The sequence below is a fragment of the Halobacterium yunchengense genome (assembly GCF_037031165.1).
Lineage (GTDB): Archaea > Halobacteriota > Halobacteria > Halobacteriales > Halobacteriaceae > Halobacterium > Halobacterium yunchengense.
In genome coordinates, this window is sequence record NZ_JAYEZL010000003.1 from 445,190 (window position 1) to 462,353 (window position 17,164).

General features: G+C 71.8%; 21 protein-coding genes and 1 other RNA gene. 7 read left to right on the forward strand and 15 right to left on the reverse strand.

The genetic code is table 11. From position 1 onward, the window contains the following. Positions 1 to 11: 11 nt before the first annotated feature. From U5911_RS11420 to U5911_RS11455, 8 genes are all read right to left on the reverse strand, one after another. Positions 12 to 761 (reverse strand): ABC transporter ATP-binding protein, encoded by a 750-nt coding sequence (locus U5911_RS11420; RefSeq protein ID WP_336034259.1) that lies wholly within the window; start codon positions 759 to 761, stop codon positions 12 to 14. After that, entirely contained in the window at positions 758 to 1,651 is an 894-nt protein-coding gene (locus U5911_RS11425) for an ABC transporter ATP-binding protein (RefSeq protein ID WP_418771471.1), read from the reverse strand. The genes U5911_RS11420 and U5911_RS11425 overlap by 4 nt, the downstream gene beginning before the upstream one ends. Next, positions 1,644 to 2,987 carry a branched-chain amino acid ABC transporter permease gene (locus tag U5911_RS11430; RefSeq protein WP_336034261.1) on the reverse strand — a complete coding sequence of 448 codons (1,344 nt, stop codon included), beginning with the start codon at positions 2,985 to 2,987 and terminating at the stop codon, positions 1,644 to 1,646. The genes U5911_RS11425 and U5911_RS11430 overlap by 8 nt, the downstream gene beginning before the upstream one ends. Further along, positions 2,984 to 4,195 carry a branched-chain amino acid ABC transporter permease gene (locus tag U5911_RS11435; RefSeq protein WP_336034262.1) on the reverse strand — a complete coding sequence of 404 codons (1,212 nt, stop codon included), beginning with the start codon at positions 4,193 to 4,195 and terminating at the stop codon, positions 2,984 to 2,986. Before U5911_RS11435 ends, U5911_RS11430 begins: the two co-directional genes overlap by 4 nt. A 216-nt stretch (positions 4,196 to 4,411) precedes the next feature. Continuing rightward, complete coding sequence (locus U5911_RS11440) at positions 4,412 to 4,738, reverse strand: P-II family nitrogen regulator (protein WP_336035858.1); 327 nt, start codon at positions 4,736 to 4,738, stop codon at positions 4,412 to 4,414. 25 nt (positions 4,739 to 4,763) lie between these two features. Continuing rightward, entirely contained in the window at positions 4,764 to 6,149 is a 1,386-nt protein-coding gene (locus tag U5911_RS11445) for an ammonium transporter (protein ID WP_336034264.1), read from the reverse strand. A 298-nt stretch (positions 6,150 to 6,447) separates the two neighbouring features. Beyond that, a complete protein-coding gene (locus U5911_RS11450; RefSeq protein WP_336034265.1) occupies positions 6,448 to 6,855 on the reverse strand; it encodes a DoxX family membrane protein in 408 nt (135 codons plus the stop codon). A gap of 317 nt (positions 6,856 to 7,172) precedes the next feature. Next, positions 7,173 to 7,787 (reverse strand): VOC family protein, encoded by a 615-nt coding sequence (locus tag U5911_RS11455; RefSeq protein WP_336034266.1) that lies wholly within the window; start codon positions 7,785 to 7,787, stop codon positions 7,173 to 7,175. 135 nt (positions 7,788 to 7,922) lie between these two features. Here U5911_RS11455 and U5911_RS11460 point away from each other — a divergent pair, with 135 nt between their 5' ends. Both U5911_RS11460 and U5911_RS11465 read left to right on the forward strand, forming a co-directional pair. Further along, positions 7,923 to 8,681, forward strand: coding sequence for a DUF2797 domain-containing protein (locus U5911_RS11460; protein WP_336034268.1), 759 nt, complete (start codon positions 7,923 to 7,925; stop codon positions 8,679 to 8,681). A gap of 49 nt (positions 8,682 to 8,730) precedes the next feature. After that, a complete protein-coding gene (locus tag U5911_RS11465) occupies positions 8,731 to 9,114 on the forward strand; it encodes a hypothetical protein (protein ID WP_336037156.1) in 384 nt (127 codons plus the stop codon). Between the two features lie 71 nt (positions 9,115 to 9,185). On the opposite strand, the gene U5911_RS11470 is transcribed toward U5911_RS11465, so the two are convergent. Both U5911_RS11470 and U5911_RS11475 read right to left on the reverse strand, forming a co-directional pair. Beyond that, positions 9,186 to 10,289 carry a glycosyltransferase gene (locus U5911_RS11470; RefSeq protein ID WP_418771514.1) on the reverse strand — a complete coding sequence of 368 codons (1,104 nt, stop codon included), beginning with the start codon at positions 10,287 to 10,289 and terminating at the stop codon, positions 9,186 to 9,188. A 13-nt stretch (positions 10,290 to 10,302) separates the two neighbouring features. Continuing rightward, positions 10,303 to 11,421, reverse strand: a complete 1,119-nt coding sequence (locus tag U5911_RS11475; RefSeq protein WP_336034272.1) for a glycosyltransferase family 4 protein — start codon at positions 11,419 to 11,421, stop codon at positions 10,303 to 10,305. Between the two features lie 73 nt (positions 11,422 to 11,494). Between U5911_RS11475 and U5911_RS11480 the strand changes: the two genes are divergently transcribed. The 3 genes from U5911_RS11480 to U5911_RS11490 all read left to right on the forward strand — a co-directional run bounded on the left by U5911_RS11480 (position 11,495) and on the right by U5911_RS11490 (position 13,001). Next, entirely contained in the window at positions 11,495 to 11,770 is a 276-nt protein-coding gene (locus tag U5911_RS11480; protein ID WP_336034274.1) for a ribonuclease P protein component 4, read from the forward strand. An 83-nt stretch (positions 11,771 to 11,853) separates the two neighbouring features. Continuing rightward, on the forward strand, positions 11,854 to 12,096 hold the full coding sequence (locus U5911_RS11485; RefSeq protein WP_336034276.1) for a YhbY family RNA-binding protein: 243 nt from the start codon (positions 11,854 to 11,856) through the stop codon (positions 12,094 to 12,096). Then, on the forward strand, positions 12,096 to 13,001 hold the full coding sequence (locus U5911_RS11490; protein ID WP_336034278.1) for a mechanosensitive ion channel family protein: 906 nt from the start codon (positions 12,096 to 12,098) through the stop codon (positions 12,999 to 13,001). The genes U5911_RS11485 and U5911_RS11490 overlap by 1 nt, the downstream gene beginning before the upstream one ends. Positions 13,002 to 13,017: 16 nt before the next feature. Here U5911_RS11490 and arsN2 read toward each other — a convergent pair whose 3' ends face one another. From arsN2 to U5911_RS11510, 4 genes are read right to left on the reverse strand one after another with little or no spacing between them, the layout of a single operon-like run. After that, positions 13,018 to 13,464 (reverse strand): arsenic resistance N-acetyltransferase ArsN2, encoded by a 447-nt coding sequence (gene arsN2 / locus U5911_RS11495; RefSeq protein ID WP_336034279.1) that lies wholly within the window; start codon positions 13,462 to 13,464, stop codon positions 13,018 to 13,020. Continuing rightward, on the reverse strand, positions 13,446 to 13,742 hold the full coding sequence (locus U5911_RS11500) for a hypothetical protein (RefSeq protein ID WP_336034280.1): 297 nt from the start codon (positions 13,740 to 13,742) through the stop codon (positions 13,446 to 13,448). Before U5911_RS11500 ends, arsN2 begins: the two co-directional genes overlap by 19 nt. A 27-nt stretch (positions 13,743 to 13,769) precedes the next feature. Beyond that, positions 13,770 to 14,600 (reverse strand): arsenite methyltransferase, encoded by an 831-nt coding sequence (gene arsM, locus U5911_RS11505; protein WP_336034282.1) that lies wholly within the window; start codon positions 14,598 to 14,600, stop codon positions 13,770 to 13,772. Next, positions 14,593 to 14,967, reverse strand: coding sequence for an ArsR/SmtB family transcription factor (locus U5911_RS11510; protein ID WP_336034284.1), 375 nt, complete (start codon positions 14,965 to 14,967; stop codon positions 14,593 to 14,595). Before U5911_RS11510 ends, arsM begins: the two co-directional genes overlap by 8 nt. A gap of 226 nt (positions 14,968 to 15,193) precedes the next feature. Here U5911_RS11510 and U5911_RS11515 point away from each other — a divergent pair, with 226 nt between their 5' ends. Further along, positions 15,194 to 15,532, forward strand: a complete 339-nt coding sequence (locus U5911_RS11515; RefSeq protein WP_336034286.1) for a MoaD-like domain-containing protein — start codon at positions 15,194 to 15,196, stop codon at positions 15,530 to 15,532. Positions 15,533 to 15,597: 65 nt separating this feature from the next. On the opposite strand, the gene ffs is transcribed toward U5911_RS11515, so the two are convergent. After that, positions 15,598 to 15,910: signal recognition particle sRNA (ffs, locus tag U5911_RS11520), an RNA gene on the reverse strand. A gap of 128 nt (positions 15,911 to 16,038) precedes the next feature. Here ffs and U5911_RS11525 point away from each other — a divergent pair. Beyond that, positions 16,039 to 17,070, forward strand: coding sequence for a nucleotidyl transferase family protein (locus tag U5911_RS11525; protein ID WP_336034288.1), 1,032 nt, complete (start codon positions 16,039 to 16,041; stop codon positions 17,068 to 17,070). The last annotated feature ends 94 nt before the right edge of the window (positions 17,071 to 17,164 follow it).

Below are 17,164 nucleotides of genomic sequence, written 5' to 3' on the forward strand. Positions count from 1 at the left end.
CGGGAGCGGCGTCAGCCGCCGAGGAACTGCTGGCGGACCTCGTCGTCGGCGAGCAGCGCGTCGCCGTCGTCCATGTAGCTGTTCTGGCCGTTCGCGAGGACGTAGCCGCGGTCGCAGCGCCGCAGCGCCTCCTTGGCGTTCTGCTCGACCATCAGCACCGCGGTGCCGTCGTCGTTGATGCGGTCGATGCGGTCGAACATCTCGTCGACGAGGTCCGGCGCCAGCCCGGCGCTCGGCTCGTCGAGCAACAGCAGGTCGGGGTCGAGCATCAGCGCGCGCCCCATCGCGAGCATCTGCTGCTGGCCGCCCGACAGCGACCCCGCCTTCTGGTCGTCCCGCTCCTCGAGGATGGGGAACCGGTCGTAGACCGCCCGGAGGCTGTCCTCGGGCACCTCGTCGAGGACGTACGCGCCCATCTCGAGGTTCTCGCGGACGGACAGCCCCGCGAACACGTTCTCGTTCTGGGGGACGTAACCGATGCCCTCGTGGATGATCTCCTCGGGCTTGCGCTCGTGGATCGCCTCGCCGGCGAACGTGATGGAGCCGCCCATGTACGTCGTCAGCCCGAACACGGACTTCATCACGGTCGACTTCCCGGCGCCGTTCGGCCCGACGACGGTGACGTGCTCGCCGTCCCGGACGTCCAGGTCGACGCCGCTCAGCACCTGGAGGTCGCCGTAGCCGGCGTCCAGGTCCCGCACCGCGAGGAGGCCGGACTCGCCGTCCGGGAGGCTGGCCTCCCTGGAGGCCTGCTGGCTCATACCTCACCCCCGAGGTAGGCCTCGATGACTTCCTCGCTGTTCCGGATCTGTTCGGGCGGCCCCTCGTCGAGGACCCGCCCCTGGTGCATGACGATGACGTGCTCGCAGTTCTCCATGATGAGGTCCATGTCGTGTTCCACGAGCAGGAAGGTCAGGCCCTGCTCGCGGAGTTCGTGTAGCTGGTCGAGGAGCTTCTCCTCGAGGGTGGGGTTGACGCCCGCGAACGGCTCGTCCAGCAGGAGGACGTCCGGGTCGGTCATCATCGCGCGCGCCAGCTCCAGGAGCTTCCGCTGGCCGCCGGAGAGGTTGCCGGCGTACTCGGTCGCGAGGTGGTCGAGTTCGAAGAACTCCAGGGTCTCCCAGGCGCGGTCGCGGAGGGCCCGTTCCTCGGCGACGACGCCGCCGCGGGTCCCCGGGAGCACGGACCGCGCGATGGACTCGCCGCTCTGGCCGCCCGGCGCCAGCATCACGTTCTCCAGGACGGTCATCTCGCCGAGCTGGCGGGCGATCTGGAACGTCCGCACGAGGCCGCGCTGGGCGATGGTGTGCGGCCGCAGCCCCGTGACGTCCTCGCCGCGGAAGTACACCTCGCCGCCGTCGGCCCTGTGGACGCCGGTGATGCAGTTGAACGTCGTCGACTTGCCGGCGCCGTTCGGCCCGATGAGCCCCGTCAGCGACCCCGCTTCCACCTCGAAGGTCGCGCCGTCGACGGCGGTGATGCCGCCGAACTCCTTCCGGAGGCCCTCGACGCGCAGCGGGACGCCGCGGGGCACCGTCTTCGCCGCCTCCTCGACCTCGGAGTCCATCGTCTCCGGTTCGACGTCCTCGGGCGCGTCGACGTCCTCGGGGAGGTCGGCGTCGGCCACGTTCGCCGGGTCCTCGTCACTCATCGGTCTCACCCCCGTCTGCGGCGGCGGCGCCGCGACCGGTCGAGCCGGTCGGGCGCGTGTCCTCGGTGAGCGCGACGCTGGAGGCGGTCTCCTTGCGCGCCCCGAGCAGGCCGTCGGGCCGCCGCTGGACGAGCACCACCAGGAGGACGCCGATGCCGATGAACCGGAGCGTGTCGATGTTGTTCAGCAGGAAGCCGGCCAGCGGCGCGAGCTCGCCGCTGGCGACCGGGACGAGCGCCTCGACGAGGTTCGCCGGGTCGGCCTGCACGTCGAAGGCGTCCGTGACGATCGAGCGGACGATGGGCGGCGCCTCGAACAGCAGGCTGGCGAACAGGGCGCCGCCGAGCACGCTCCCGGTGTTCGAGCCGGCGCCGCCGACGATGAGCGCGATGAAGATGTAGAACGTGATGTTCGGGCGGAACGTCGCCGGCGTGACCGACGCCCGGGGCCCCATCCCGAACCAGAGGATGCCCGCCAGCCCCATCAGCGCGCAGCCGAGCGCGAACGCCCGCACCTTGAAGTTCTGGGTGTCCTTGCCGAGCGACTGCGCGGCGGTCTCGTCCTCGCGGATCGCCTTCAGCACGCGGCCGTACGGCGACTTCCCCGTGCGCTCGAGGAGGAGGTAGACGCCGAGCAGGACCGCCAGCACGCCGACCGTGTAGACGGTGTTGACGACGGCGAACTGCTGGATGCCGTAGTCGGCCGCGAACGAGAACAGCACGTCGCCGACGGGAGTGGGGTCAGACGTGGGGTCCGTGGGGTTCCGGTACAGCAGCCAGGTGGCGGGGCTGGTCGGCAGGTTGCCGAAGCCGCGCGCGCCCCCGGTGACGTCCGAGAGCGCCGGCGAGTTGTAGGTGATGCGGATGATCTCGGAGATGCCGACCGTGACGATGGCGAGGTAGTCCGCCTTCAGTCTGAGCGCCGGCAGCGCCGCGACCAGTCCGATCACGGTCGCGGCGAGCACGCCCCCGAGGATGCCGAGGGGAAGGGGCAGCCCCAGTCCGGGCGGCGTCCCCGTCGGGGCACCCGACAGCATCGCCATCGTGTACGCGCCGACGGCCATGAAGCCGGCGACGCCGATGTTGAACAGGCCGGCGTACCCCCAGTGGAGGTTCAACGCGAGCACGACGAGCCCGTAGACGGCCGCGAGGAACGTCACGCGGCGGACGAGCGCCAGCTTGCCGGTGTTCGCGTAGCCGAGGTGGTCGGCGAACGCGTAGAACACCACCCAGATGGCGAGGTACATCGCCGCCACCTTCACCGCGTCGTTCGCGAACACCCGGCGCAGCACGTCGAGCGCGCCGGCGGCCGGGGAGTCGCTCGCGGACTCGCTCATGCGGTCTTCACCCCACCGAAGATGCCCGAGGGCCGGAACAGCAACACGAGGATCATCAGCGCGAACGCCGTCGGCCGGGCGAACGACGCGAGGTCGCCCTGCAGCCAGACGAGGGAGACGCGGCTCGCCAGCCCGATGAGCAGGCCGCCCGCGATGGCGCCGTAGATGGAGCCGATGCCGCCCATGATGACGGCGGCGAAGACGAGCAACAGCAGCAGCCAGCCGGTCTGGAAGCCGAGGCCGCCCTGGGAGAGCACAAGCAGGAACCCGGCGGCGCCGGTCAGCCCGGCGCCGATCAGCCAGGTGGACGTGATGACGCGCTCGACGGGGATGCCGGTGACCTGCGCGAGCGAGCGGTTGTCCGCCATCGCGCGCATCGCCTTCCCGAGTTTGGTGCGCTGGAGGAGCACGTGCAGCCCGACCATGAGGACGGCCGCGGTGACGACGAGCGTGACCTCGTGGGCGTCGACGATGACGCCGCCGAGGTTCACGGACGGCAGGTCCTCGCCGGAGGTGACGATGCGGCGCTGGTTCCCGAACACGAGCGCCACGAAGTACCGGACGGCGAACGCGACCCCGATGGACGCGATGAGCAGGGAGATGCCGTCGGCGTCCCGCATCGGCCGGTAGACGAGGCGGTCGAGCACGAGCGCGAGCGCGACGGTCGCCGCGGCGGCGACGGCGAGCCCGATGACGACCGCGGCCGGCGACAGCACGATGTTCGCGCCGGCCTGCAGCGGCGGCGTGCGCAGCAACACGAGGCTGACGAGGTCGGCGTCCTCGAGGCGGTGGGCGCCAAGCCCGGTGAGGAGGTGGACGGCGGTCTCCGAAATCTTCAGCAGGCCGCCGATGCCGGCGATGACGTACGTCGCGGCCCACCCGGAGAACGCGCCCGCGGTGATGTAGTCGCCGTGCGCGAAGTTCGCGAAGTTCAGGATGCTGTACGTCAGCGACAGGCCGATGCTCGCGAGGCCGATGATGGCGCCGATGACGACGCCGTCCCAGACGTAGCCGGCGACCTGGCCGAGGCCGACGTGGCCGCCGAACCAGAGCGCGAACCAGGGCGTCCGGAGCGGCCCGAGCGCGACGCCCGCGAGTTTCGCGAGGAGGTCGAGGAGGAGTAGCGCGGCGAACGCGGCGACGGCGGCCGCGCCGGGGCTGCTCCGGGCGAATCCGAGTCCGCGTTCGACGGTTGCGTTCGCGTCCATGTGTGTGTCTCTCGTGGTACGCTCAGACACGGAAGGGTAAATAAACCTCGCCTCCCGCCGCAGGAATTGACGCGTCCGACAGCCCGGACGCCGTCCCCGAGAAACGGGACGGCTGTGGCGACCGGGCGGGCCGGACGTGTCGCCGGCGTGACTCAGACCGCGGCGGACGGGTCGCGGCCGAAGCTCGGACAGCAGCGGCCGTCTCGCCGTCGTGGCTCAGACCGCGTCGACGCCCGTGTCGCCGGTGCGGATCTGGACGGCGTGCGCGACCGGCAGCACGAAGACCTTGCCGTCGCCGGACTCGCCGGTGTGGGCGGCGTCGCGAATCGCCTCGACGACGTCGTCGACGGGGACGTCCGCGACGACACACTCGACTTTCACCTTCTGGTGGAGGTCGACGGTGTACTCCTCGCCGCGCCACTGCTCGGTCAGCACGGGCTGGCTGCCGCGCCCGGAGACGTCCGTGACGGTCAGGCTGGGCGCGCCGACGTTCGCGAGCGCCTCCTTCGTGGCGGAGAGCTTCTCCGGGCGGATGACGGCCATGACGAGCGCGACGTCCGTGTCGACGTCAGTCACCGTCGCTCACCTCGCCGCCGTCGGTGGCCATCCCACCGGGGTCGCCGCTCGCGACCGTCGGCCCGGAGTCGTTGCCGGCGTCGACGAACTCGGGGTAGGCGGTGTAGCCGTGTTCGCTGCGGTCGAGGCCGAGCGCCTCGTCGTCGTCGTCGACGCGCAGACCGACGGCCGCGTCCGCGACCTTGAACACGACCCACGTGGTCGCGACGGTCCACGCGACGATGACGGCGATGCCGGCGGCCTGCATCGCGAACTGGGTCGCGGAGAAGCCCTCGACGGCGAACACCGGGATCAGCAGCGTGCCGAGGGCGCCGGCGCTCCCGTGGACGGGGAAGACGGCGGCGACGTCGTCGACCTTCAGGGAGTCCGTGACCCAGCGGTAGACGACCGGGGCCTGCGCGCCGCCGAGGGCGCCGAGCGCGAGGCCGCCGACCCACGTGACGTGCGGGACGGCGCCGGTGACGGCGACGAGGCCGGCGAGCAGGCCGCTCGCGGTGAACAGGGGGTCTGGCTTGCCCTCGGTCCACGCGGTGACGAGCGCGGCGGCGACCGCGCCGCCGCCCATGCCGAGCGTGGTGTTGAGCGCGACGCGGCCGAGCGTGTCGCCGCTGAACGCGAGCGCGCCGTCCTCGACGGACAGCACGGCGGCCTGCGTGCCGACGTTGAAGCCGTACCAGCCGAACGCGAGGATGAACGTCCCGAGGACGGCGAGCGTGATCGAGTGGCCGGGAATCGGCTGGCTCTCGCCGTCGGCGTCGTACCGCCCCTTCCGGGGGCCGACCATGGCCGCGCCGACGAGCGCGGCGACGCCGCCGAGCATGTGGACGACGGTCGCGCCGGCGAAGTCCTGGAAGCCGGTGCCGAGCGCCTCGCCGAGGTAGCCGGCGCTGGACAGCAGGCCGGTGCCGCCCCACGCCATCCCCGCGACGACGGGGTAGATGAACGCGGTGAGGCCGACGGAGTAGAAGACGTACGCCTCGAACTTGATGCGCTCGGCGACGGCGCCGGAGACGATGGTCGCGGCGGTCATCGCGAACACCGCGCTGAAGAGGTACGACCCGACCCACGTGCCGGAGTCGGAGGCGTACGCGAACGCCGCGCCGACGTCGAGCGCGAGGCCGGGCGTGGTGAGCTGGCCGGCGACGGCGACGACGCCGAGGCCCACGAGGAAGAACACCACGACGCCCATCCCCCAGTCCATGAGGTTCTTCATGAGGACGTTCGCGACGTTCTTCGCGCGCACCTGGCCGGCCTCCAGCATCGCGAACCCGGGCTGCATGAAGAAGATGAGGAAGCAGGCGACGAGCGTCCACACGGTGTTGACGCCCTCCACGACCGTGCCGGGGTCGGCCGCCGAGAGGACCGTCGGGTCAAGCACCGGCGGCCACCCCGGAACGACCGCGGTTCGGTTCGTTTTCGTTTTCGGGCTCTACCAGTGGGAATTCGGTAGTTTCGACCGAATTCACTCCACGTTCGGGCATTGATCTCGACACGGAACTGGACACCACGCTCCCGGACTAAAGCGTACCGTACAAAGACATAACCTAATACAGTCCTGTCGGTACTGTTGGAACTGTTTAAGGATGATACGATACGATTCTGAAGGAATATCCATTATTTCCGGACGAGTGTTCGTTACATTCTGGGCGTGAGCGCGCCCTGCTACGGCGGCCCGCCTAGAACAGCGAGAGGCCGACGCTGTACGCCCACCCGGCGGCGCCGGACGCGGCGACGACGAGCGCGCCGCCCGCCAGCGCGACGTTCTTCAGGAACGACGTCAGTTCGTCCTGGGCCTGGTCCTCGGGGACCGCCCAGAAGTCGTGCATCGTCACCGCGGACGCGACCAGGAAGGCGGCGAGCGCGAGCGCGCCGGCGACCGGGAACGCGCCGACGGCGACGGCGAGTCCGCCGAGCGCGAGCACGGCCCCCGAGGCCAGCACGGAGAGCTTCGGGGCGGGGAGGCCCTTGTGCTGGGCGTACCCCGTCATCTGCTCGGTCTGCAGGAAGTGGTTGAGGCCCATGAACGCGAGGACGCCGCCGAACAGCAGGCGTCCGCCGAGCAGCGCGAGGTCCGCGGCGGCCATCACTCGGCCACCTCCGCTCCGGCGAGGGACCGGCCCGGCTGTGGTGCGCTCGATTCGACTGACGTTTGGATAGTCGATTTCGTCACGTTACTTGGTTCGCGGTGGAACCTACTTGTACGTTCGGCGATACGAACGCCACCGGGTGACGCGCGTGTCGCCGACCAGTACGCGGACTGACCTGACTGCCTCCAGTCACGGGTACGGTGGCGCGGTACGGTGGCGAGAGTGCCGCGGTACGGTAGCGAGAGTCCCGCAGTACGATGGCCAGAGTGCCGCGGTACGATGGCCAGAGTGTGAGCGACGCGTCCGCGGGACCGTCAGTAGCCGACGCCCGTGGGGGCGTCCGGCAGGTCGTTCGGTTCGGCGTCCATCCCGAGTTCCTCGAGCGCCTGCCGCACGTGGCGGTCCTCGGCGAAGTCCGCGCCGTCCGCCTCCCGGAGGCGCTGGGCGGTCGCCAGCACCTCGCCGCGCCGGCCGTCCGGGATGTCGTACTTGTCCGCGCTCAACTCGACGACGAGGCCGTTGTTGTCCTGGGTGTACAGCGAGAAGAAGATGCCGCGGTCGAAGACGTTGTAGCCGTGCCCCGCGTCGTCGAGCGCCCCCATCACGTCCTCGAAGTCCTCGGCGGCGATGGAGAAACACAGGTGGTGGACGCCACCGGTCGGCGTGGGCATCCGACCGCGGTTGGACGCGCGGTCGTCGCTGACGAACACGGTGAGGATGCGTCCGTCGCCCGTGTCGAAGAAGAGGTGCGTCTGCGAGGGGTCGTCGAGGTTCGGCTGCCGGAGCACGAGCGGCATCCCGAGCAGGTCGCGGTAGAACGCGATGGTGTCCTCGGCGTTGCTCCCCCAGATGGTCACGTGGTCGGTCCCCGTCGTGTGGAACGGACTGTCCGGCGCCTCCGCGGACACCGGGATGGAGTCGTCTGCCATGGCGGTCGGTACGCCGCCCGCGCGGATAAGCGCTCGCGGATGGCGGCGTCACCCGGTGACGGGCGTGTCAGGTGGCGAGTGCCCGGCGGCGCCGCAAGCGCCACCGCTTTATCGGCCGACGGCCTACGCGCTGGCGTGCAGATTGTCGGGTACGAGACGGCGCCCGGCGACGGGCCCCCGGCCCTCCGCGTCGCCAGCGGCGGCAGCGTCGACCGCGTGCCGCTGCTCGCCGGCGAGGAAATCGCGTACGCGCTCGGCGAGCGCCACTGCGCCGGCGTCGACCGCGGCGGCGACGGCCACGAGGCCTGCGACAGCCCCGACGCGCCGCACTGCGACGAGCACACGTCGACGTGGCCGTGCGCGCGCTGCGTGGGCAACTGCGCGATGCCCCTGGAGTCCTGCCACGAGGAACACGCCGTCTACCTCGCCGCGTTCGCGCCCGACGTCTTCAAGGTCGGCGTGACGCGGTCGTGGCGCCTCGACACCAGGCTGCGCGAGCAGGGCGCCGACCGCGCCGCGCACGTCCGGACCGTCGAGGACGGCCGGCGCGCGCGCCGCGTCGAGTACGGCATCGCCGCGGAGATCCCGGACCGCGTGCGCGTCCCGACGAAGGTCGAGGGGTTCGGCGAGCGAGTCGACGCCGCGGCGTGGGACGCCCTCGTCGCGGACTACGACCCCATCGAGGAGTTCGACTTCGACTACGGGCTCGGCCTCGACCGCCGGCCCGTCGCGGAGACGATGGCGACCGGGACGGTCGTCGGGACGAAGGGCCGCGTGCTCGTCCTCGAACGCCAGGGGACGACGTACGCCGTCGACATGCGCGACCTCGTCGGCTACGACGTCACCCCTGACGGGGGGGGCCGCGACGTCCAGTCGAGTCTCGGCGCGTTCTGACCGGCGCCAAAGAGCGCTTTTTTCCGTGCGGCCGGCGAACCCACCGCGTATGGCTGACGACGAACCCGAGGCCGACGACTCGAACGGCGACAGCGAGGAGAAGTCCTTCCGAGAGCGCGTCGAGGAGATCCGCGAGGAGCGCGCCCAGGAACGCGAGGAGGGCGAGGGGGACGACCGCCGCGAGCGCATGGAGGAGGCCATGGGCGGCGGTGGCGGCCCCGGCGGCATGGGCGGCGGCGGGAACCCGTTCGCGCAGATGATGGGCGGCATGATGGGCGGCGGTGGCGGCCCCGGCGGCATGGGCGGCCCCGGCCGCGAGGAGTCCGGCGGCGGCACCAGCGAGAAGGTCGAGCGCGAGCTCGAGCAGCTCCGGAAGGAACTCGAGCGCACGAACAACAAGCTCGACCGCATCGCGAACGCGCTCGAGGACTGAGCGCGGCGGTCCGACTGCGGTTTCTCTCGGAGCTGTCAGTCCAGCAGCCGCGCGCACACCGGCCGGTGCAGTCAGTCCAGCAGTTGCTCGTACACCGACCGGAGTTCCTCGATGGCGCGCGCGACGCTGACGTCGTCGCGGCGGTCGAGGCAGTTCTCGGAGAGCCGGTCGCGCTCGGCGAGCGTCCGCCGGATGGCGGTCCGGAACCCCTCGATGTCGCCGGGCTCGTAGTGGTAGCCCGTCTCGCCGTCCACGACGGTCTCCGCGAGCGCGCCCGCGTTCACGCCCGCGACCGGCGTGCCGCAGGCGTTCGCCTCCAGGGCGACCAGTCCCTCCGTCTCGACGGGGCTGGGGAACGCGAACGCGTCCAGGACCGAGTAGAACGCCGGCAGGTCCTCGCGGTCGAGGAATCCCAGGAAGCGCGCGTCGACGCCGCGGTCGCGGGCGGCGGCCTCGAGGTCGTCACGCGCCGGCCCGTCGCCGCCGAACACGAGCGTCGCCTCGAGGTCCTCGGCGGCCTCCACGAGGTCGAACAGCTGCTTCTCGTAGCCGTGGCGGCCCGTGTACCCGACGAGCGGTCGGTCGTCGGGCAGCGAGTACCGCCGCCGGAAGTCGTCCGCGTCGACCGGCCGGAACTGGTCGACGTCGACGCCGTTCGGCAGCGGCTCGACGGGGACGTCGACGCCGAGGTCCCAGACGTGGTCGCGGGCGCGCTCGCTCGGCGTCAACACGAGGTCCGCGCGGTCGAGGAACCACCGCTCCCAGCGCTCGCTGGCCGCCCGCACCGGCCCCGTCGCGGCGTCCGGCACGACGTAGTCGGCGTACTCCGCGGTCGGCGTGTGGTAGGAGGCGACGAGCGGCACGTCGTGGCCGTGTGCGTACCGCCAGCCCGCGAGCCCGAGGCCGAACGGCGTGTGCGCGTGCACCAGGTCGGCGTCGACGTCCGCGACGGCCGACGGCGTCCGCGGCAGGGCGACGCGGTAGCCGTCGTAGAACGGGAACCGCAGGCTCGGGACGTCGTACTCGCCGGCGCCGGGGTCGTGCGAGGAGCGCGGGTAGACGACGGGCATCTCGCCGCCGCGCTCCCGCCAGCGGTCCCGCCACGTCGACACTGTGTACGTCACGCCGTTCACCGTCGGCAGGTAGGAGTCCGTGAACGCCGCGACGGTCGGCAGGTCCCCGCTCACGCTACCCCTCCGCGGAGTCGGCGTCGGTCGTTCGGACGGCCCGTTCGCCCGGCGTCGCGGCGTCCTCGAGGCGGCCCTCGAGCAGCGCCTCGTAGACGGCCTCGAGCTGGTCGCCGACGCGGTCGAGGCTGTGTTCGGCGGCGGTCTCGCGCGCGTTCTCGCCGAGGCGCTCGCGGAGGCCGGGGTCGTCCGCGAGCCGGTCCAGGGCGTCCCGGAACTCCGCGAACGTCGAACACATCAGACAGTCCTCGCCGTCCGTGAAGAACTCCCGGAACACCTCGATGTCCCGGAGGACGACGGGCTTCCCGCAGGCCATCGCCTCCAGGACGGCGATGCCCTGGTTCTCGACCTTCGCGGGGAAGAGGTAGACGTCGCCCGCGCCGAACGCGGCGCGCTTGTCCGCCATGTAGCCCGTGAACGTCACGTTCTCGGGTGGATTGTTCACCCACTTCCGGGTGGCCTTCCCGGCCTGTGGCCCCTCGTCGTAGGGCCCGAACCACGCGAAGTCGTACTCCGTGGCCTCCGCGAGCTCGCAGAACGTCGTGAGGCCCTTCCGCTCGAACACCTCGCCGACCGCGTACACGACGAGGCCGTCGAGGTCGAAGCGCTCGCGGGTCTCCTCGCGGAAGTCCTCGTAGCCCCGCATGCTCTCGACGTCCACGCCGTTCGAGATGGGGCGGATGGGCGCCTCGACGGGGTAGGACTCCAGTACGCCCTTCGTGTACTCGCTGGGGCAGAGCACGAGGTCGGCCTGCGAGTAGAACCACCGCAGGTACGGCTCCAGCGCCGGCGCCACCCTCGTCGACCCCCGGAAGGACTCCGCGAAGTCCTCCCGCGTGAGGTGGGCGTGCAGCACGAGCGGGGCGTCGTTCCGTCTGGCGTGCCGCGCCACCGCGACGCTCCCCGGGCCGACGAGGTTGCAGTGTGCGACGTCGTACTCCGCGAAGTACCCCTCGCCCGCGAACAGCGTGCCCAGCGACTGCACGGGGTTGCCGGCCCGCCACGGCGTCTCCACCACCTCGACGTCCGTCCGCGCGAGGGCCGCCCGCTGCTGGCGGGTCGCGGTCACCATCCCCCCGCGGACCCGGTCCTCGAACTCGAGGTAGTTCAGCGCCCGCATTACGCGACGCAAACCGGTCGCGGCCGATAACCCTACCGGAACTGTCTTGGGTCGCGGCCGTGCCACGGGCCGTATGGGCATCGCCGCGGAACGCATCGACCGCCTCCACGACCTCGCGCGGCGGGCCGCCCGGGAGGGCGACGACGACCGGGCCCGCAAGTACGTGCGGCTGGCGCGCCGCCTTGCGGAACGGAACCGCCTGCGGCTCCCCCGGGAGTTCCGGCGGTTCACGTGCGACGCCTGCGACGCCTACCTGATTCCCGGCCGGAACGCCCGCGTCCGCACCCGGGACGGCCACGTCGTCGTCACCTGCGACTGCGGCGCCCAGTCGCGGTACCCCTACGAGTAGCCGCGACAGCCGCCAGCGCGGTCTCGGGGCGTCTCCCCATGCAACAAGTTTCAAAGCCTCGCGGCCGGTACACTGGCCCAGAGATGACCGAGGACCTAGCGAAGAAGGCCCACGAGGCCGACGTCACCGTCTGGGTGGGGAAGGCCGGCGTCGACGCCGTCGCCGACGAGCTCGCCGACCAGCTGGACGACCGCGACGTCGTGAAGGTGAAGTTCCTGCGGGCAGCCCGCGGCGGGTCGTCCACGGCGGAGCTGGCCGACGAACTCGGCGACCTCGCGGACGCCGACCTCGTCGAGACGCGCGGGAACACGGCGGTGTACAAGTGATGTTCCGGGGGGCATCCGGCGCCGTGGCGAGCGTCGACCCGCTGCCGTTCCTCGAGGACCTCGTCCCGCAGTACGCGGGCGCCCTGACGCAGTTCGTCTACTTCGTCGCGGCGTTCCTCGCCGTCTACCTCCTCGGGCGGCTCGTCGTCCGGCCGCTGTTCGACCGCGTGCTCCGACGCCGCGACCTCGACGAGCACGCGCGCAAGCCGCTGCGGAAGGTGCTGTCGTTCGCCGTCGTCTTCGTCGCCGTCTCGGTGGCGTTCGGGTTCGCCGGCTACGGCAGCTTCCTGACGAGTCTCGCGACCATCGCGGCGGCCGCGACGCTCGCGGTCGGGTTCGCGATGCAGGACGTCATCGCGAACTTCGTCGCGGGCGTGTTCATCTACACGGACGAGCCGTTCCGCGTCGGCGACTGGATCGAGTGGGACGGCAACTCGGGCGTCGTCGAGGACATCAGCCTGCGCGTGACGCGCGTGCGGACGTTCGACAACGAGCTCCTGACGGTGCCGAACTCCGTGCTGACCTCGGGCGTGGTCAAGAACCCGGTCGCGAAAGAGCGGCTCCGCCAGCAGTTCATGTTCGGCATCGGCTACGACGACGACATCGACGAGGCCACGGAGATCATCCTCGAGGAGGCCCAGGCCCACGACGGCATCCTCGACGACCCGGGCGTCACCGTCCGCCTCACGGAGCTCGGGGACTCCTACGTCGGCCTCAAGTCGCGGTTCTGGATCGACGACCCGTCCCGGTCGGACTTCGTGAAGACCCGCAGCGAGTACGTGCAGGCCGTCAAGGAGCGCTTCGACGAGGCGGGCATCGACATCCCGTACCCGGTCCGAACGCTCGACGGCAGCGTCGACGTCGACCTCGCGGGCGAACCGGCGACCGAGCACCTCGAGGGGTAGCGGGCTCCGCGGGCGGTCACTCGATTTCTCGCCGCATGCAGGTCGCGGTCGTCGGACAGACGTCGCCGAACTGCGCGGTCTCGCGGACGCTCGCGGGCGCTGCGTCCCGGTCGACGACGTCGTAGCCGAGGCCGTCGAAGAACGCGGTCGCCGTCGTCGTCAGCAGGAAGACCTCGCGGACGCCGGCGTCCCGCGCCGCCGCTTCGAGCGTCCCGCAGACAGCAGTTCCGTGGCCGCGGCCGCGGTGTGCGGCCGCGACGACGACCGACCGCAGCAGCGCGGCGTCGCCGCACAGTTCGAGGCCGCCGCCGGCGGTGACGAGGCCGTCGACGCGGCCGACGTAGTACCGGCCGCCGCCCGCGCGGACGTGGCCGTCCGGCAGGCCGGCGTCGGCGAGCAGGGCCGCGAGCGCCTCGCGGTCCCGGCCGGTGGCGCGCCGGACTGTCAGCCCGTCGTCCGGCACGGGCCGTCACCCCAGGAGACGGCGACCTGGACGCCGCCGGGCAGGTCGTAGGCGAGCGCGCGACACTGCTCGACGCAGCGAGCGAGCCGGCGGGCGCGTCGCCCGAGAACGACTGCCGTCGCGAGCACGAGCGCCGACGCGGCAGCGGCCAGCGGCGCGCTCGCTGCCCACACGAGGACGGCGAGAACCGGCGCGAGGGCGTAGCTCGCGGCGACGTCGGTCCACGAGAGTCGTTCGAGTGCGGTGCGAGTCGAGTCGGCGGTGGGTGGCAGGGACATCGTGGGGGTTGGAGTGTCCGTGTGCAGTCAGTGTCGCCTCGCGTCGGTCGGTTTCCGGGCTTCGATGGCGGCGGGTGCGACGTGGTCGACGCCGCGGTCGCTCCCGTCGCCGTCGAGCGTCACGGCGACGTCCGCGAAGCCGGCCTCACGGAGCATCGACTCGAGGGCGTCGGGCGCGGCCGCGCCGCCGACGCACGCGGCGACGGCGTCGGGGTCCTCGCGGACCGCCGGCGGGATCTCGTCGACGGCGACCAGGTCGGAGACCGCGAGGCGGCCGCCAGGGGCCAGGACGCGGAAGGCCTCGCGGAACACGCGCGGCTTGTCCGGCGAGAGGTTCACCACGCAGTTCGAGACGACGGCGTCGACGGACGCGTCGGCGACCGGGAGGTGTTCGATCTCGCCGAGGCGGAACTCGACGTTCTCGAGGTCGGCGTCCGCGGCGTTCTCGCGGGCCGTATCTATCATCTCCGGCGTCATGTCGACGCCGACGACGCGGCCGTCCGGGCCGACTTCGCGCGCCGCGAGCAAGCAGTCGAAGCCGCCGCCGGAGCCGAGGTCGAGGACCACCTCCCCCGCCTCGAGTTCGGCGATCGCGCGTGGGTTCCCGCAGGACAGCCCGAGGTTCGCGCCGTCCGGTGCGGCGTCGACGTCGTCGGCCGAGTAGCCGACCTGGCGAGCGATGGCGCTCGCGTCGGCTCCGGACCCGGCACAGCAGTCGGCGTCGGCGCCGCCAGTCGGACCGTCGCTCCCGCAGCAGCCGCCGGTGGCGGCGTCGGCGTACCGCTCGCGGACGGCACTGCGTCGCGCGGCGGCGTCGAGGTCGCCGGCGCTCCGGTCGCCGGTCGCGCCGTCAGTCATCGCCGCCCCTCCGCGTGTCGTCGAGCACGGCGAGGACGCGTTCGGCGCGCTCCGTGGCGGTGTAGTACCGCCAGCGCCCCTCCTTCCGCCGGTCGACGAGCCCCGCGGTGAACAGCCGGGAGAGCGCCTGACTGACCGCGCTCTGGCTGACGCCGAGCGCCGGTTCGACCTCGCAGACGCAGACGCCGTCGTCGTCGCCGGCGGCGACGATCCGCAGCGCCTCGTAGCGCGTGTCGTTGCCCAGCGTCGACAGCACCTCGACGTCGGCGGCGAGGTCGCGGTCCGGCAGCGAGTGCGTCGCGGCGCAGCACCTGCCCGGAGTCTCCTGTGCGTCGTCCGTTCCGGCGTCGATCTCCTGTCCAGTCATCTTAGCTAGCGCTAATATTAGCGTACAGTAATATAATGGTTCGGGTGGCCGCGGGTCGCCGCCGGAAACTACCGGCATCGTCCGGGAGAGCCCACAGGACACCGGGATGCGGCACCGGAGCGGCCCCAGGACACCGGGTTGCGGCACCGGAGCGTACAGTTACACGGCTGGACGCCGAACTGTGAGGCGGGGCCGCTCCCATGACCTGTGACACGAGGCCGCGACCATGACCGACGACCCGGCGTTCCACCACCTTCGGGCCGGACTCGACGCGCTGCCGCCCGTCGAGCGGACGGTCGGCGGCGGCGAGTTACGCGAAACCCGGCAGTTCCGCGGACTGACCCTCGACCAGGCAGCGGGCTACCTCGTGAGCCTGGGCGGCGAGCGAGTCCGGACGGACCGCGTCGAGGGGGCGGGCTGGACCGCGGACCTCTCCGCGCGCCGCGTGCCCGTCGGCCCGTCGTACCGGCTGACGGAGGTCACGGTGACGTGGGCCGGCGACCCGGAGGTCCTCGAACCGCTCATCGTGCGGTTCCGGCTGAAGGCGTTCCGCGCGCCCGGATGACGGCGCCGCGTCTACGCGTGAACGCACTGTAGCGCCGCGACTACGCGGCGTGGATGCGGTATGAATGGTGGACGGGCCGGGGTCGCCCGGCGTTCCGGCCCGGGTAGTCCCGGTCGCCTCCTCCACCCCGCGACCCTCCGAGCGACGGACGTCCGGTGCTCCGCTGCTCACTTCCGTGCCTGACGGAGTGGCACCGGCGAACCGCGACGACGACACCCCTGCAGGTGCGCGCCGCGGACCGCCGTCCCCGAAGGACGAGGCTTCCACGTTGGCTCCCGGGGCCCGGACAGGTCGACCGGACTCGCCCGGATTTCGGCCCCCGCTGATGACTGTACCGCGGGTGACGGGCGGGGCCAAACCGCCCGGCCTAGTCCAGTTCGTCGTAGGCGACTCCCTCTTAAGGGCCTTTCGGGACGCGGCGTTCGTTACGGTTTCGAGACGCGTGTTCGTCACGTGTTACCTAGTAACGCGTTAACACTTTCAATCGGCGGCCGGAACCGCCACCCATGTCGGCGCTGACCGACCACTACGACGCCCTCCGCAGCGAGTTCGACTACGACGACCCCGCCGTCGGCGTCGGCGGCCTCGACGCCGGCGTCGTCGACCGCGCATTCGCCGCGACCACCGACGAGGACGCGCTCCGCGCCGCGGACTCGGGGGACGCCGAGACCCTGTTCGTCGCCAGCGCCGGCCTCACCGGCACGCCGCACGTCGGCACCCTCGCGCAGATGTTCGCCGCCGAGCGCTTCCACGAGGCGGGCTTCGACGCGCAGTTCCTGCTCGCGGACTACGAGAAGTACGCGGGCTCCGGCCGCGACCTCGACGTCGTCCGCGACCTCGCGGCGGCCTACGAGGCGTTCCTCGACGCCCTCGGCTTCGATGGCCGCGTCCGCACGCAGTACGGCGACCGCGACGTGATGCACACGGCGTTCCGCCTCGGGCCGCACGTCGACCTCGAGGAGACGCCGACGTTCGACGTCGAGCCGACCGACTGGGTCGAGCGCGTCCGCGCGGCCTACGACAGCGACCGCGAACCCATCGCCGACGCGACCGGCAGCACCGACCTCGGCAGCCGGCTCGCCGAGCTGCTCTGCCTCGCGGACTTCGTCCACCCGACGCTCGCGGACGGCTACGACCGGACCGTCTTCGTGCTCGGCGTCGACGAGCACGCGCTCGTCCAGTACAACGCCCACTTCCTCGCCGACGCGCCGTTCGACGCGGCCTTCGAGGGGCTGTTCACGCGCATGGTGCCGGGCCTCGACGGCTACCCGAAGATGGCCAAGACCATCCCCGGCTCCGCCATCACCATGGACCTCTCCCCCGACCGCGTGCGGTCGCTCGTCCGCGACGCCGACGACGCCCGCGACCCGGCAGCGTCGACGGTCTACCAGATGATGGCGCTGGCGTCGGACTACGACGGCGACCGGCTCGCCGAGCTCGAGGCCGCCTGCGAGCACGGGGGCGAGGCCTGGGACGCCGCGGTCGCCGAGTACGCCGACTTCCTCGCCGGCCTCGCCGCCGAGTGGCCCGAGCACTGACCGCCACCCGCCGACAGCGTGCCCGAGCACTGACCGCATCCGTCGACACCGAATCGGTCCGCTCGCGGCGCCCAGCAGGGGAAACCGTCATCCC